This is a genomic window from Brevibacterium sp. LS14, from assembly GCF_012027885.1.
GTDB lineage: Bacteria > Actinomycetota > Actinomycetes > Actinomycetales > Brevibacteriaceae > Brevibacterium > Brevibacterium casei.
In genome coordinates this window covers 152,266-167,063 of the sequence record NZ_SJXG01000047.1, presented here as the reverse complement: position 1 = coordinate 167,063, position 14,798 = coordinate 152,266, and the positions used below count along the sequence as shown (strand labels likewise).

At 66.7% G+C, this 14,798-nt stretch carries 12 protein-coding genes; 8 read left to right on the top strand and 4 right to left on the bottom strand.

Annotated elements, in window-relative coordinates; translation table 11 throughout:
• Positions 1–69 precede the first annotated feature (69 nt).
• From paaI to EZE58_RS08785, 4 genes are all read right to left on the bottom strand, one after another.
• Positions 70–666, bottom strand: coding sequence for a hydroxyphenylacetyl-CoA thioesterase PaaI (paaI, locus tag EZE58_RS08800; protein WP_009379668.1), 597 nt, complete (start codon positions 664–666; stop codon positions 70–72).
• A gap of 444 nt (positions 667–1,110) precedes the next feature.
• Positions 1,111–3,867, bottom strand: a complete 2,757-nt coding sequence (locus EZE58_RS08795; protein WP_009380207.1) for a CDP-glycerol glycerophosphotransferase family protein — start codon at positions 3,865–3,867, stop codon at positions 1,111–1,113.
• A gap of 12 nt (positions 3,868–3,879) precedes the next feature.
• Positions 3,880–5,484, bottom strand: coding sequence for a stealth family protein (locus tag EZE58_RS08790; protein WP_009380205.1), 1,605 nt, complete (start codon positions 5,482–5,484; stop codon positions 3,880–3,882).
• A 252-nt stretch (positions 5,485–5,736) separates the two neighbouring features.
• Positions 5,737–7,455: a hypothetical protein gene (locus EZE58_RS08785; protein ID WP_009380203.1), complete on the bottom strand. Its 1,719-nt coding sequence runs from the start codon at positions 7,453–7,455 to the stop codon at positions 5,737–5,739.
• Between the two features lie 226 nt (positions 7,456–7,681).
• On the opposite strand from EZE58_RS08785, the gene paaA reads away from it, so the two are divergent.
• The 8 genes from paaA (at position 7,682) to EZE58_RS08745 (ending at position 14,793) form a co-directional block, all read left to right on the top strand.
• Positions 7,682–8,680 carry a 1,2-phenylacetyl-CoA epoxidase subunit PaaA gene (gene paaA / locus EZE58_RS08780; RefSeq protein WP_009380201.1) on the top strand — a complete coding sequence of 333 codons (999 nt, stop codon included), beginning with the start codon at positions 7,682–7,684 and terminating at the stop codon, positions 8,678–8,680.
• Entirely contained in the window at positions 8,677–9,012 is a 336-nt protein-coding gene (paaB, locus tag EZE58_RS08775; RefSeq protein WP_009380199.1) for a 1,2-phenylacetyl-CoA epoxidase subunit PaaB, read from the top strand. The genes paaA and paaB overlap by 4 nt, the downstream gene beginning before the upstream one ends.
• 14 nt (positions 9,013–9,026) lie before the next feature.
• Entirely contained in the window at positions 9,027–10,031 is a 1,005-nt protein-coding gene (gene paaC / locus EZE58_RS08770; RefSeq protein ID WP_009380197.1) for a 1,2-phenylacetyl-CoA epoxidase subunit PaaC, read from the top strand.
• Positions 10,031–10,552, top strand: a complete 522-nt coding sequence (gene paaD / locus EZE58_RS08765; protein WP_009380195.1) for a 1,2-phenylacetyl-CoA epoxidase subunit PaaD — start codon at positions 10,031–10,033, stop codon at positions 10,550–10,552. Before paaC ends, paaD begins: the two co-directional genes overlap by 1 nt.
• A 1-nt stretch (position 10,553) precedes the next feature.
• Positions 10,554–11,648: a 1,2-phenylacetyl-CoA epoxidase subunit PaaE gene (paaE, locus tag EZE58_RS08760; protein ID WP_009380193.1), complete on the top strand. Its 1,095-nt coding sequence runs from the start codon at positions 10,554–10,556 to the stop codon at positions 11,646–11,648.
• A gap of 201 nt (positions 11,649–11,849) precedes the next feature.
• Positions 11,850–13,016 carry a thiolase family protein gene (locus tag EZE58_RS08755; RefSeq protein ID WP_009380191.1) on the top strand — a complete coding sequence of 389 codons (1,167 nt, stop codon included), beginning with the start codon at positions 11,850–11,852 and terminating at the stop codon, positions 13,014–13,016.
• Positions 13,017–13,138: 122 nt separating this feature from the next.
• Positions 13,139–13,882 (top strand): enoyl-CoA hydratase/isomerase family protein, encoded by a 744-nt coding sequence (locus tag EZE58_RS08750; RefSeq protein WP_051995608.1) that lies wholly within the window; start codon positions 13,139–13,141, stop codon positions 13,880–13,882.
• Between the two features lie 50 nt (positions 13,883–13,932).
• The gene (locus EZE58_RS08745) at positions 13,933–14,793 is read left to right on the top strand and encodes a 3-hydroxyacyl-CoA dehydrogenase family protein (protein WP_205618383.1); all 861 of its coding nucleotides are present in this window, start codon (positions 13,933–13,935) and stop codon (positions 14,791–14,793) included.
• Positions 14,794–14,798: the final 5 nt, after the last annotated feature.

Here is a 14,798-nt window from a genome sequence, read left to right as displayed (position 1 = left end):
GGTGCGGAGAGTCAGAGCGCCGAGGTGGCGGCGCGTCACGGGTCACGCCGGGTGGGCGCGGACCGCGGATCAGGTGGTGGGCTTGGGTGCGGGCAGGGTGCGGGAGCGTCCGCGGTAGACGGCGATGATCTCGTCGTCGCGTCTGACCTCGACGTCGTAGATGCCCGAGCGGCCCTGCTTGACGACCTCCCGGCCATGGGCGACGAGGTGGTCGCCGACGCGCGTGGGCTTGAGGAAGGTGATGTCTCCGCCCGAGGCGACGGTGACCGAGCCGGAGAAGTTGCACGCCATCGCGAACGTCGTGTCGGCGAAGAGGAAGATGTAGCCGCCGTGGGTGATCTCGTGGCCGTTGGCCATGATGTCGGTGACCGTCATCGAGCACTGCGCCCAGCCGGGACCGTGGTCGTCGAGTGTGATGCCGAGATGCTGGGAGGCCCGGTCGTTGGCGTACATCGCGGCGGGCCCGGTGTTCGCTTCGTTTCCGATGCCCGGCTTGGCTTCTCGTTCGGCTTGGCCGGCGACATTGGGGTCGGCTTCGTTTGTGGTGCCCGGCGCCGAGGCTGTGGCGTCGGTTGTGCTGGAGGCGTGCCCTTCGCTGCGATCGTCTGCGGTGGTCTCGCCTGCCGCAGACGCGGTCGGAACGTCGTCGGTGCGGGTCGTCGCCATGTCAGGCTCCTCCTCGAGTCGCTGCAATGCACTGTCTCCGTCGCCCGACCCTTGGGGTGACTCGGGCAGGAAGCGGGGTCGGAATAAACGACCATCTGGTCAATAAATATCGTTGTGATCGGCGTCTCTGTCAAGTCGCGGGGGTGGCGGACGTGCGCGGGATGCGCCCGTCGGCGAAGTAGAGCGAAGCAGCGCGAGGATGCCCCAAAATGGTGGATCCCACTCGAAGATCGGCCGAAAATCGAGTGGGATCCTCCACCTAAGCAATGCCCGGAGAACGGTTCACCGTGCCGCTGTCGGTTCACCGCATAACTGTCGGTAGACCGTGCTCTTGTCGGTTGACCGCAAGCGCGCGAATTGAGGAACTGACATTGCCAATGGCGAACGAGAGCACACGGGCACAGGCTCATCGCCGAGGTTCGGAGGCAGCCACCGACCTCGATATCAACCTGCGGGTGCGGTCTTCGCCGGGTCCTCGTCAGCTGTCGGCTTCACTAGTCCGGTCGTCGCTCGCAGCACGACGTCTGGCGTCGATTCGCGCTCGGCCGCCGTGTGAGCGACTGGCTCTGATTTCAGCGAGGAGTCGGGTCGTGACGGCTCGTCGAGATACCGGGTGGGCTGTGCCGTCGGACTGGGCCTGAGCGTCGTTCCGTCCTTCGGCGAGACCAACTTGAGAGACCGCACGATCGCCTTGTACGTCCGTTCGCAGTTGCCGGTCTTCGGAAGCGTGAACGTTGCCTTTCGGCGCTCCGCGAACTCCGCAATACGAGGATCGTCGCCTGAAATGAGCGAACCGATCGCATCGACCGCCTCGGCGACAGTGGAGACAACCGGACCGAACCCATCGTTCTCAAACGAGAAGTATCCGGGTTTCGTAGTATGGCCTCCGCCGTAGATCGACTCCGTATCGAATTGGAAGTACACGACCGGACGATCGATGAAGGCCGCATCAAACGCGACAGAGGACAGGTCGGTGACGAGCACTGAGGCTTCGACCAGCATTGACTGGAAGTCGTTACTCGAATGATGTGCCACGTCGACGTAATCCGGCAATGCGTTCGGCGGAATGAATGACTCGAGCCGAGGGTGTGGCACGAATCTGATCGACATCGAATTGGCAACTGCGGTCTCGCGAAGAGAGGGCGAATTCAGAAGTAGGGACCACTGGCTCCACCATTGCGACTGCCGGAAGGCTTCGAACCTGGTTTCGGGATCGGTGATCGAGCTCAGTTCATCATCCAACTGCTTGCGCCAGGTCGGCATGATTGTGATCGTCGAGGACCGGGTGGCAGTCGAATTCGCATCGAGGTCATTCAACCGGTCATACCGAGGCATCCCAGCCATAACCGTCTCCTTCGTGCTGAGATTGTATGAGCTGCCATCTCCGACGATTGATCGGTGTTCGGGATCCGTTGTCGTGATGACCAATCGGGGACGTTTGGTGTTCAGCCACGCAGACAGATCATTCATCGTCACCCCGTGTTGGAGGAAGACGTGGTCCCACTGAGGTCTGCGGCCATTTCCGAGCACGAACGGGGTGAGGATATCTGCGTCGATGTGAGAGGAGGCGAGTACTTCGGCGTTGAGGCAGAGGGACTTCCAAAGAGGCGAACCGTAGGCAATGAGCCGGTCGACCCCTTCTGATTTGAGCCGGTTCCAATCCCGTGAGTCCTTGGAGACGACGAACCAAGCATTGCGACTTCTATGGCGGGCCCGCATGTACTTGAATAGATGCTCGGCGTTATCACCAGCACGGTCGGGGCGGTCCATGAACACCCATGCTCCGGTGAATTTACGGCGAAGGAACGCTGAGTCGGCCATTGCTGACACGGTACGGTCAGAGGCGGACACCCTGTGTCGCCGACGACGGTTCGACGGGGTGGCCTTCCTCGCGCCCAACGCAGCTGAGCGGGATGGCCGCAGAACGAACTTCTTCGCATGCGGTGGCGTCTCGTTGATCGGTACGTCGACGCCATTGAGGTTCACGGTGATGGTTCCGCGTGCACTCATCCAGAGGATCCGTTCAAAGATGAGCGGTCGCCCGAGGTACTTGATCGCGCGAGTCTTGGCATACATCGGTTCGGCATTGAGACCCCGGAAATTGATTAACTCCGTCGGTTGCTCACCCGTGTAGTGGTATCTGAGTTTGACGAGTTTCTTCTTCTCATCGAACTCCTCTACCTGAACGAAGTCCCAATACCAATCGCGATCGGCGAACCCGTGGAGAAGGATCTCTCGTTGGGTTAGCGATACTTTGATGAGGTCGAAAGCGTCAATTGTGTCGGGGTCGAGGAGTGAGCAGATCTCCGTCATGAGCACGCAGAATTCGTCCGCGGCTGCTGAGGGCAGGTGACCTGTCTTCGGGGACAGGGATTCCTCGGCGCGGAGGATCCAGAACAGGTCGTAGAGAACCGTGTTCTGCAGCCAGCGCGGAACAGGTCCGTCAGCTGCGGCCCGGCGCAGGAGGTCGAGGAGCCCGTAGCGCAGGACATCCGTGTAGCGTCTCGCGTCGATGCCGCTCGTCTGCAGGGTCGACGTGCCATCGGCGCGACGCCGGTAGAGGTAGCGGGCATCGTCATCGAAGATCACCGAGCGAACAGGGCTCGAGAGCAGGTAGCTCTGCACGAAATGGGCGTCTTCGAACACCGGCTTGATACGGGAGTCGAACCGGATCCCGAACTCGTCGACGCGGTCGCGGCGGAAGAACGCGGAAGAGGCGTGGAGGTGGATGTTCCTGGGGAACCGGTCGAGGTCGACGACCTGCGTGCCCCCTCTGAACCGGAAACGCAGCGGATGCGAGTCGCGGATCTCGCCCTCTGCCTCCCAGAAGTCGACGAGGTGGGCAGCTGCGAGTGCCGCCTGATCGTTCGCGATGAGGTTGGCGCGGACCGACGCCAGATACGCCGGGTCGAGGATGTCATCGGGATCGGGGAAGCTGACCCATGTGCCGTGAGCATGGTCGAGGCCGGCGTTGCGCGCCGCCGACTGACCGGCGTTGGCCTGATCGACGACGATCACCGAGTAGTCGGTGGTTGCCTTCCACTCTGCGATGATGTCAGCAGACGCATCCGTCGACCCGTCGTTGACGAGGACGATCTCGACCTCGCTGTGGTCGACCGTCTGCCCATCGAGCGAACCGAGGAAATCGGGCAGGTAGCGTCCGACGTTGTAGACAGCAGAGATCAGGGTGAAACGCGGCATCCGTGGTGGCCTTTACTTCTCGAAAGAGCTCGGCAGGGGGAACTTCTCGTTGAGGAACCACGAGACGATCTCGTCGAGCCGTTCCTGGGACTCCGGCGACGAGTCCGTGTCGTTGAGGCAGAGGACATCGAGGTCGGTTCGCCGCAGCAGCCTGCGCGTATAGAGCTCCGCGTCGGGCCGCGAGATGTCCATGTAGGCGTAGCGGATCGGCGAATCGATGGCCTTGCCCTGCGCGTAGGCATGGAAATGATAGAGCGCCGAGGCGATCGAATAGTCGTCAGGATGCCGGAACTTCGAGCGCGCGACCGCGTCGAACATGTCCTGGTGCGTTGCCTCGAAATCCTCCATGACGGAGCGCAGCTGGGGGTGAGGCGTGTGCTTGAACTTGTTCCCGACCCGACGACCGTGCTCATCGAGCATGAACTGGCGGCCGTGCTTGGCCGCCGAGAGCACCGGCATGTCGCGTGCGCTCGGATCGGCAAGGTCGAGCGGGGCCGTCGACGGGAAGAACCTGGAGAGTCCGCTGCCGGTGAAGAAGAGGTCCGGTTCGGTGGGACGCATGAAGAACAGGTCGTCATTCATGTAGAGGTAGTTCTCGCTCAGCCCCGGAATGTGGTGGAGCTGTGACTCGATCGCGTGGGAGTTGAACACCGGCAGGCTGTCCTGATCGGTGAAGATGTCGCGGTGGTCGATGACCGTGAGCTTGGGGTGGTCGACGTTGAGCCACTCGGGGACCTGTGCATCGGTGACGAGGTAGATGTGGTTGGCCCAGCTTGCGTACGATTCGACCGAGCGGAGCGAATAGAGAAGCTCGTTGCGGTCGGCGAACCGGGATTCGGAGAGCGCGGACTTGTTGATGGTCATTCCGCTCAACGCAGCCTGCGCTTCCAGCTTCTTCAGCTGCCACGCGGGATCCGACCCATTGACCCACGTGTAGACGAGGTCGACGGGCGCGGGAACCTCGTAGAGATCAGGGGCATCCGGCAGCAGGGTGAGATTGCCGTTGGCAACCGATGCTTCCCAGTGCTCGGGGGTGAAGTACTCGACCAGGGTGCGGGGCTGGGAGAGAACCCGATGCAGCGTCCCCGGCAGATGAGTCGAGCCGTCCACTCGCGGCTCTCTGGGTCCGAGCGCGGACCACGCTTCGATGACGACGTTCTCCGATTCGGTGCTCAGCACACGTCCGTCAGGTGCCGTTGCCCTTCTGCGGCAGACGATGGCGGCGATCTCCTGCGGATCGCGACGCACCTTGCGCAGGCTCAGCGTCGACGAGTGGCGATCGCGGTATTCCCTGCTCCAGCCTTCGTCGGCGTCCAACGACGACAGTGCGCTGAGCGTGCGCCTCAATCGGGACTGGGGGATGACCAGTCGGGTCTGTTCACGTGACCTGCGCGGCAGTTCGACGAATTCGACACCGGCGAGTCTCAGTCTCCGGCGGATCTCGGCGAGATTGTCCTCGCGGGCGGCGAGGCAGTCATGAGCGTGCTCGGACACTGCTCCTGTGACCGAATTCGTCCCGGGTCGGATCGTCGTCCGGATCCTGTGCTGCCATTCGGCTTCTCCGTGGCGGACTTCGGACAGCCAGAGCTTCTGTCTGTCATTGAGGAGATCGGCCATCCTCCTTCGAGTGCCGCCGACGAGAGAATCCACCGTCGACCTACGACCGTTCACCGTCCGTACCTCCGTGCGATGTGCAGAGTTCACTTCATTTTAAGCGAAGCAATCCTTTCATCATGGAACTCCACGGTCAAAACCAGAAGTAGTTTGAAGTCCCCACCCGCCATTGACGCGGAATGACGGTTAGTGACCTGTTCGGGAAGGTTTTCTCACTCTCCTCGAATATCCCCATGTGTGAGCTGGGCCGTTGCCCTAGCTGACGACCCGTATCTTCCCGTCCTCGGTCGCGGCGAAGGTCTGCCCACCCGGCAGGACGGTGAAGTACGTGATAGGCGAGGTGAACAGGGTCGAAGAGCGCTCCTTGCCGGTCGTCGCGTCGATCACGGTGAGGTACTGCGGCCCGGGGGGTCGGGATTCCGACGACGTCGATCCGGCATCCTCGCCGAGGCTGTCGAACCACCGCGAGAAGAGGTAGGGATTGTGCGCGGTGAGCCACGGTTGGCGCCCACCCGATGTGTCGGAGATAACGGCGAGCACGTCGCCCCCGGCCACTGCGGGCAGATCGACGATCCCCGGCACGGTGACCGTCACCGTGCTACCGCCCACCGAGCCACCGCCTCTCGCTGCGCCTGCTCCCCAGACCGCCGTCGACGTCAGCCGGCCGCCGGTGGCCGTGACGACGAAGCGTCCGGCCGTGGCCTCACGGACGAGGTCGTCGGTCCCCGGAGGATGCGGTCCACGGCTGCGATAGGCCGCCTCGGCGATGCGGGTGAGCTCCCCAGTGGACGGATCGAGGGCGAGCACAGAGACCGTCCGCTCATCGAGTTCGTCGAGTCTGAGGTAGAGCGGGCCGCCGTCGTCGGTCGTCGCCCACAGGCGCATGTCCGTCATCGGAGTGCACGCGACATCGGCAGACCACACCTGAGCGCCCGTGACGACCGACCGGGCGACGACCCGGCACCCTTGGTCACCTCGGCGTTCGGCGGTGATGAGGGCATCGCCTGCGAAGCGGGAACCGAAGTCCTCCACGGTCTCTGCGAAGGGGATCGTCGTCAGGGGGCCGACTGCGGCCGGGGAGTACATGTCGATCCCGGTGCGACCGTCGGTGACGAGCGTGGCCTGCGGCAGTGCGCGACCGGGCAGGTCGGACCAGCTCGTCCCGTCTCTGCGATCCCATTCGAAGCCGACGCCTCGGTCGTCGACGACCGCCCCCGTCGCATCGATCGTCAGCAATCGACACCCCTGCCGGTCGCTGCCTGACTGCGTGCGCGGGCAGGTGACGACGTTGGCCGCGCCCCCGGCCGCCGCAGTGACCACGATGTCTGCGTTGACCTCCACGCTCACCGGGGTCGCCCACAGACGCCGACCGCTTGCGTCGAACATCGTGATCGTCGTCGCCGAGGCCTGTGTGCTCACCGCCGCAGATGTGAAGACGACCCCGCCGTCGCCGGTGATGCTGGGCTTCTGGAGCGCCTCGGCGGACCATGACCGGACGACCGAGCCGTCGTCCGGATCGAGCATCCGCACCGATCTCTGGGTCCGTCCGTCGCGTGCGGAGTAGGCGAAGGTGAAGATCCGGCCGTCGACGACCGTGAAGTCGTCGCCGGCGACCGCGGCGGTCCACGCGACAGATGAGCCGGTGACGGTGGACTTCCCGACCGCGGGTGCGGCGAGGAGAACGACTGCGAGGACGAAGACGGTCCCCGCCGAGGCGGCTCTGCGCCCCGTGATCGCGTGGACGACCAACCCGGTTCCGAGGCCCACGGCCAGCGAGCCGGGCACGAAGAGGAACGGATTCGGCAGGAGCACGCCGATGCTCAGGGCCGCGATCCCGAGGATCGTGATCGTCAGCGCTGTGCCGAAGCGGTTGCGGCCTGGGCGGGCGCGGCCGGGCAGGTCGGAGCGCGCACCGGACGATGCGGACGTCGGCGTGCGAGGGTCATCGTCGGAAGGGGCCGCGCTGCCGCTCATGGTCCGATGATAGACGCGCCGAGACGGTTGCCGCCGTGCGCTCCCTGCCGGTGATGCACTCCGCCCCCCGGCAACCGCCGCCCCCGGACATTGCGCCTCGGCGTGGGGTGTGCCACACTTGTGGAGAACTTTACAGAACAAACGGTCAGTAAATGACGGGCAGGCAGTGACTGACCAACGGTCAGTGGATGCCGGGGCGGGCGACGTCGCCCGGGGTGGAGTGATCATGACAACCGAAGCACAGCTCGAGGACCAGTTCCAGGCCACGATCGAGTCGAAGGACCGGATCGAACCGCGCGACTGGATGCCCGAGGCCTACCGCAAGACCCTCATCCGACAGGTCGCGCAGCACGCGCACTCGGAGATCATCGGCATGCAGCCCGAGGGCAACTGGATCTCCCGCGCCCCCTCGCTGCGCCGCAAGGCGATCCTGCTCGCGAAGGTCCAGGACGAAGCCGGACACGGCCTCTACCTCTACTCGGCCGCCGAGACGCTCGGGGCCAGCCGCAACGAACTCACCGAGAAGCTCATCGCCGGCAAGCAGAAGTACTCCTCGATCTTCAACTACCCGACCCTGTCCTACACCGACGTCGGCACGATCGGCTGGCTCGTCGACGGGGCCGCGATCTGCAACCAGGTCCCCCTGTGCCGCACCTCCTTCGGCCCCTACGGCCGCGCAATGATCCGCGTGTGCAAAGAGGAGTCCTTCCACCAGCGGCAGGGCTTCGAACTGCTCATGACGATGATGCGCGGCACCGACGAACAGCGGGCCATGGTCCAGGAATCGGTCAACCGTTTCTGGTGGCCGGCGCTGATGATGTTCGGACCCCCCGACGACGACTCGCCGAACACCGCGCAGTCGATGGAGTGGGGCATCAAGACCCACACGAACGACGAGCTGCGCCAGAAGTTCGTCGACATGTCGATCCCGCAGGCCGAGGCGCTCGGCGTGACGTTCCCCGACGAGAACCTCAAGTGGAACGAGGAGCGCGGCCACTACGACTTCTCCACCCCCGACTGGGACGAGTTCTGGGCCGTCGTCAAGGGCAACGGCCCCTGCAACGAGCAGCGCATCGCCCACCGCAAGCGCGCATGGGATGAGGGGGCGTGGGTCCGTGAGGCTGCGCTCGCCTTCGCAGAGAAGTCCGCCGAGGAGGCCGCCGCCCCCGCTGACACCGACGTTCCCGACCAGGCGGGGCCCACCGCCGAGGAGGCCGCGAAATGACTGAATCCACCCCCGACACGAACACCCCCGACGCGGCCCCCGCAGCTCCACGCGGCGAATGGCCCCTCTACGAGGTCTTCGTCCGCGGCAAGCGCGGCCTCAACCACGTCCACGTCGGCTCACTCCACGCCCCCGACGACCAGCTCGCAATCCGGCACGCCCGTGACGTCTACACCCGCCGCAACGAAGGCGTGAGCATCTGGGTGGTCCGCTCCTCGGACATCACCGCCTCGAGCCCCGACGAGAAGGACCCGATGTTCGCCCCCAGCGGCGACAAGGTCTACCGTCACCCTACCTTCTACGACATCCCCGACGATGTCCCCCACATGTGAGGACTGAGGATCACATGACGAACCCGAACACCGCCTCGGCGGGCAAGCCGACCGACAACGCGCCGAAGGTCCACGTCGAGCACGACGAAGCCGGGACGACCGTCGACCACGACGAGCACGACAACGCCTACTCCGGCCTGCTCGTCAACGACGCCCACTGGGCCTTCGGCACCGACTTCGAGGACCCCCTGGCCGGCGTCGACACGACCGTGCCCGACGGGGTCGACCCGAGCGCGCTCGCCCAGTACTGCCTCATGCTCGGCGACGACGCCCTCGTCTTCTCCCAGCGCATCGCCGAATGGTGCTCGCGGGCCCCCGACCTCGAAGAGGACATCGCGCTCGCGAACATCTCCCTCGACCTCCTCGGCCAGGCCCGCCTCCTCCTCGCCCGCGCCGCCGCCGCGGATCCGACGCTCGTGCCCGAGCTGCCCGCAGGCTCCCCGGTGCCCGATGAGGACCGGCTCGCCTACTTCCGCGAGGACTTCGACTTCCGCAACGTCCGCCTCGCCGAGGTGCCCAACGGCGACTTCGCCGAGGCGGTCGCGAAGATCCTCATCTTCTCCACCTGGCGCCTCGCCCTCTTCGAACGCCTGGTGACCAGCCGCGACACCGTGCTCGCAGCGATCGCCGCCAAGGGCGTCAAGGAGATGTCCTACCACCGCGACTTCGCCGCCCGCTGGGTCCTCACCCTCGCCCGCGGCACCGAGGAGTCCCGCACCCGCCTGCTCACCGCACTGAACGGCCTGTGGCCGCTGTGGGCCGAGCTCTTCGAGACCCACGAGGTCGAGGCCGACGTGGCCGCCGCCGGCATCGGCGTCGACCCTGCCACCGTCGAGGACGAGGCCGGGGTCATCCTCGACCAGGTCTTCGCCGCCTCCGGCATCGACCGCCCCGCGGCGGGCGCGCTCGCCGGGGTGCGCGGGAAGAAGGGCCGCGATGGCCTCCACACCGAAGCCCTGTCCCGCATGCTCGCCGAGATGCAGGTCGTCGCCCGCGCCCACCCGGAAGGCCAGTGGTGATGAACGCGACCCTGGAGACCCCCGCCGAGGCGGTCGACCGGGCCCGTGCCGCCGCCGCCCGGGTGACCGACCCGGAGATGCCGATGCTCACGCTCGTCGACCTCGGCGTGCTGCGCGATGTCACGATCGAGGACGGCCACGTCGTCACGACGATCACCCCCACCTACTCGGGCTGCCCGGCGATGGCGACGATGCGCGATGACCTCCAACGGGAGCTCGCGGAATCCGGCTTCCCCGACGCCGAGGTCCGCGTCTCGCTCACCCCCGCCTGGTCGAGCGACTGGATCACCGAGGAGGGTCGGGCCGCCCTCTCGGGCGCCGGGATCTCCCCGCCCGGGCAGGCTCCCACCCGCACCGGCCCGGTCGCACTCACCCTCATGCCGACCCGCCGCGCGATCGTGTGCACCCTGTGCGGCTCCGGCAACGTTACCCTGACCTCGGAGTTCGGGCCCACCGCGTGCAAGGCCATGTACCAGTGCCGCGACTGCCTCGAACCGTTCGAACACGTGAAGGAGATCTGAGATGACCGAGACGCTCGAGACGGGCGCCGGCCAGACCGCCGAGAGGACCGGATTCCACCCGCTGACGGTGAAGTCGGTCGAGCACCTCACCGAGGATTCGGCCGCGGTGACCTTCGACGTGCCCGACCACCTCGGCGAACTCTTCGACTTCGCAGCGGGACAGTCGCTGACCCTGCGACGCATCATCGACGGCGTCGAACACCGCCGCACCTACTCGATCTGCGCACCCGCGGGCACCGACCCGCGCATCGGGGTCCGCGAGATCCCCGACGGCCTCTTCTCCCGCTGGCTCGTCCGCGACGTCCGCCCCGGTGAGACGATCGAGGTGCAGCCGCCCAGCGGCAGCTTCCAGGCCGATGCGAGCCTCGGCGGGAGGCACCTGTGCATCGCCGCCGGCTCCGGGATCACCCCGATGCTCTCGATCGCGACGACCGTGCTCGCCAACCCCGAGGCCTCCCTCACCCTCCTCTACGGCAACCGGACGACGAACACCGTGATGTTCGCCGAGGAGCTCGCCGACCTCAAGGACGCGCGCAACCAGCAGCTCGACCTCATCCACGTCCTCTCCCGCGAACCCCGCGAGGTCGAGCTCTTCTCCGGCCGCCTCGACGCGGAGAAGCTGCGGGAGCTGCTCTCCGTCCTCGTGCCCGTGACCGACATCGACCACGTGTGGCTGTGCGGGCCCTTCGGGATGCTCTCCGACGCCCGCACCGTCCTCGACGAACTCGGTGTCGACAAGGCCAAGGTCCACTTCGAGCTCTTCTACGTCGACGAACCCCCACCCGAGGTCGTCCACGCCGACAAGGTCCTCGAGGGGGCCACCAGCGAGGTCACGGTCGTCCTCGACGGACGGCGGACCACCTCGGCGATGTCACAGGGCAAGACGATCCTCGACTCCGCTCAGGAGTCGCGCTCGGACCTGCCGTTCGCGTGCAAGGGCGGGGTGTGCGGAACCTGCCGGGCGAAGGTGTGCGCCGGCGAGGTCGACATGGTCCGCAACTATGCCCTCGAAGACGCCGAGGTGGCCGCGAACTTCGTGCTCACGTGCCAGACGTTCCCGGTCAGCGACGAAGTGACGATCGACTTCGACTCGTAGGCACCCGGGTGGCACCGGCCGGTCACGGCAGGGGTGGGCCACGACCTGGCGACCGAGGGATCCCGCGTCCTGGGCCGCCGCTGTCCCATTCAGTGATACACGTTACGATCATTGCGGCGAGGCTCCACTGGCCGGAGCCCGCACGCACCACCTCGTCGGAGCCAGAGACGAACTCGTCGGACCCTGAGAAGAAGGAGCACCATGCCCGAGGCATTCATCCTTGACGGACTGCGCACCCCGATCGGCCGCTACGGCGGAGCGCTCGCCGACCAGCGGCCCGACGACCTGCTTGCGACGACGCTGGGGGCCGTCGTCGACCGCTCGGGCATCGACCCGGCCGACATCGACGAGGTCATCATAGGGGCCGCGAACCAGGCCGGCGAGGACAACCGCAACGTCGCCCGCATGGCCGTGCTGCTCGCCGGACTGCCCGACTCGATCCCCGGCTTCACCGTCAACCGCCTCTGCGCCTCGGGACTGACCTCGATCATCCAGGGCCGGGCGATGATCGCGGCCGGAGATGCCGACGTCGTCGTCGCCGGCGGTGTCGAATCGATGACCCGCGCCCCCTGGGTGACGGAGAAGCCGTCGAAGGCGTGGGCGAAGCCGGGCAAGACCTTCGACACCTCGATCGGCTGGCGCTTCCCCAATCCGCAGTTCGGGGAGAATGTCACCCTGACGATGCCGCAGACGGCCGAACGCGTCGCCGAGAAGTGGGGACTGACCCGCGAAGAGCTCGACGCCTTCGCCTACGCCTCCCACCAGAAGGCCCTCGCCGCGCAGGCCGCGGGGAAGTTCGATCCCGAGATCCTGCCCATCGGCGATGTCACCGCCGACGAAGGACCGCGAGCGGACACGACCCCGGAGAAGCTCGCGAAGCTGCGCACCCTCCACGGGCCGGGCAGCGTCATCACCGCGGGCAACTCGTCCTCGCTCAACGACGGTGCGGCTGTGACGATCCTCGTCTCCGACCGATACGCCGAGGAGCACGGGCTGAGCCCGCGCGCCCGCGTCGTCGCCGGTGCGAGCGCCGGTGTGCCCCCGGAGATCATGGGCATCGGCCCGGTTCCCGCCTCGCAGAAGGCGCTCGCCCGGGTCGGCTGGAGCGTCGACGACCTCGATGCCGTCGAGCTCAACGAGGCCTTCGCCTCGCAGTCGCTCGCGTGCATCCGGGACCTCGGCCTCAACCCGGACATCGTCAATGAGTTCGGCGGGGCGATCGCTCTCGGCCACCCGCTCGGCGCTTCGGGAACCCGGATCGCGCTGACCCTCCTCAATCGCCTCGAGCAGTCCGATGAGAAGCGGGGACTCGCGACGATGTGCGTGGGCGTGGGCCAGGGTTCGGCCGTTCTGCTGGAACGCGCATGAGCGAGGGATCGCGACCGGAGGACGACACCACCTCGGCGGGGGACGCTGGATCCACCGCCTCGGCGGGAGAAACTGGGGCCGGCACCGACGGCCCGCTGCTCATCGAGCGCCGCCCCGACCGGATGATCATTCGGCTCAACCGACCCGAGGTGCGCAACGCGATCGACCTGACCATGGTCGAGGCGCTCCATGAGGTGTGCGCCGAACTCGAAGCGCACCCGCAGGTCGCGATCCTCACCGGCACCGGCGGCACCTTCGCCGCCGGCGCCGACATCGGGCAGCTGCGTGAACGTCGCCGCGACGACGCGCTGGCCGGGATCAACTCGAAGATCTTCAGCCGCATCCTCGACCTGCCGATGCCCGTCATCGGCCTCATCGAGGGCTATGCGCTCGGCGGGGGAGCGGAACTCGCGTTCGCATGCGACTTCCGCATCGGCACACCGAGCACGAAGATCGGCAACCCCGAACCCGGGCTCGGCATCCTCGCCGCCGCCGGGGCCGCGTGGCGGCTGCGCGAACTCGTCGGCGAACCCCGGGCGAAGGAGATCCTCCTGGCCGGCCGCACCGTCAACGCCGATGAGGCGCGAGCGATCGGTCTCCTCAACGACGTCGTCGACCCCGAGGATCTCGAAGCCGCCGGTGAGGCGCTGGCCGATCGGATCGCGAGCTTCGCGCCGCTGGCCGTGCGGCTGACGAAGTCGGCGTTCCACGCCCCACGCGAGGCTCATCCGCTCATCGACAACGTCGCCCAGGCGGTGCTGTTCGAGACCGATGAGAAGTTCGCGCGCATGGACGCCTTCCTCGCCCGGCGTGAGGCGAAACGGCGCGAGAAGAAGCAGGCGAAGAGAGAGACCGGAGAGCAGTGAGCGCACCATCCCCTGAGATACCCACCCCCGGGGCGACCACCTCGGCGACCATTTCGGAATCCCCCGAGACCGCCGCGGCGGATCTCGCCCACGTCCCCGACACGGTCGGCGTCTACGGCGGCGGTCGGATGGGTGCGGGCATCGCGCATGCCTTCGCCACCGCCGGCGCCCGTGTCATCGTCATCGAGAACACCGAGGACACGGCGGCCGCCGCCCGCGAACGCATCGCCGCGTCGATCGCGAAGTCCGAGGCCAAGGGCGTCGCGGTGCCCGGCAGCATCGAGGTCCACCGGGATCCGACCCTGCTCGACCAGGCGCTGCTCGTCATCGAAGCCGTCCCCGAGGACGTCGCGCTCAAGCAGCGGGTGCTCGCCGACATCGCGAAGTTCGCGCCTGCCGCGAGCATCGGCACGGATACGAGCTCATTGTCGATCGACGCGCTCGCCACCGTCCTGCCGCGCCCGCAGGCCCTCATCGGCCTCCACTTCTTCAACCCGGTGCCGGTGTCCGATCTCGTCGAGATCGTCGTCGGCTCCCGCACCTCCCCGGAGCTCGTGGCCGCCGCCGCCAACTGGGTCGCCGGTCTCGGGAAGACGCCGATCATGGTCCAGGATTCGCCGGGATTCGCCTCCTCCCGCCTCGGCGTGGCCCTGGCACTCGAGGCGATGCGGATGGTCGAGGAAGGTGTGGCCAGTGCTGAGGACATCGACACCGCGATGGTTCTCGGCTACCGGCATCCGGCGGGCCCGCTGAAGACGACCGACATCGTCGGTCTCGACGTGCGCCTGGGCATCGCCGAGCATCTCGAACGGGAACTCGGCCCGCGCTTCGCCCCGCCTCAGATCCTGCGCGACAAGGTCGCCGCCGGGGAGCTCGGACGCAAGTCCGGCCGCGGATTCTACGAGTGGTGAGGGAG

Bases quoted from the DNA above. Each gene is read 5' to 3' on its own strand.
- paaI (WP_009379668.1), bottom strand. From the start codon at position 666: ATGGCGACGACCCGCACCGACGACGTTCCGACCGCGTCTGCGGCAGGC.
- EZE58_RS08795 (WP_009380207.1), bottom strand. From the start codon at position 3,867: ATGCCGCGTTTCACCCTGATCTCTGCTGTCTACAACGTCGGACGCTAC.
- EZE58_RS08790 (WP_009380205.1), bottom strand. From the start codon at position 5,484: ATGGCCGATCTCCTCAATGACAGACAGAAGCTCTGGCTGTCCGAAGTC.
- EZE58_RS08785 (WP_009380203.1), bottom strand. From the start codon at position 7,455: ATGAGCGGCAGCGCGGCCCCTTCCGACGATGACCCTCGCACGCCGACG.
- paaA (WP_009380201.1), top strand. From the start codon at position 7,682: ATGACAACCGAAGCACAGCTCGAGGACCAGTTCCAGGCCACGATCGAG.
- paaB (WP_009380199.1), top strand. From the start codon at position 8,677: ATGACTGAATCCACCCCCGACACGAACACCCCCGACGCGGCCCCCGCA.
- paaC (WP_009380197.1), top strand. From the start codon at position 9,027: ATGACGAACCCGAACACCGCCTCGGCGGGCAAGCCGACCGACAACGCG.
- paaD (WP_009380195.1), top strand. From the start codon at position 10,031: ATGAACGCGACCCTGGAGACCCCCGCCGAGGCGGTCGACCGGGCCCGT.
- paaE (WP_009380193.1), top strand. From the start codon at position 10,554: ATGACCGAGACGCTCGAGACGGGCGCCGGCCAGACCGCCGAGAGGACC.
- EZE58_RS08755 (WP_009380191.1), top strand. From the start codon at position 11,850: ATGCCCGAGGCATTCATCCTTGACGGACTGCGCACCCCGATCGGCCGC.
- EZE58_RS08750 (WP_051995608.1), top strand. From the start codon at position 13,139: ATGATCATTCGGCTCAACCGACCCGAGGTGCGCAACGCGATCGACCTG.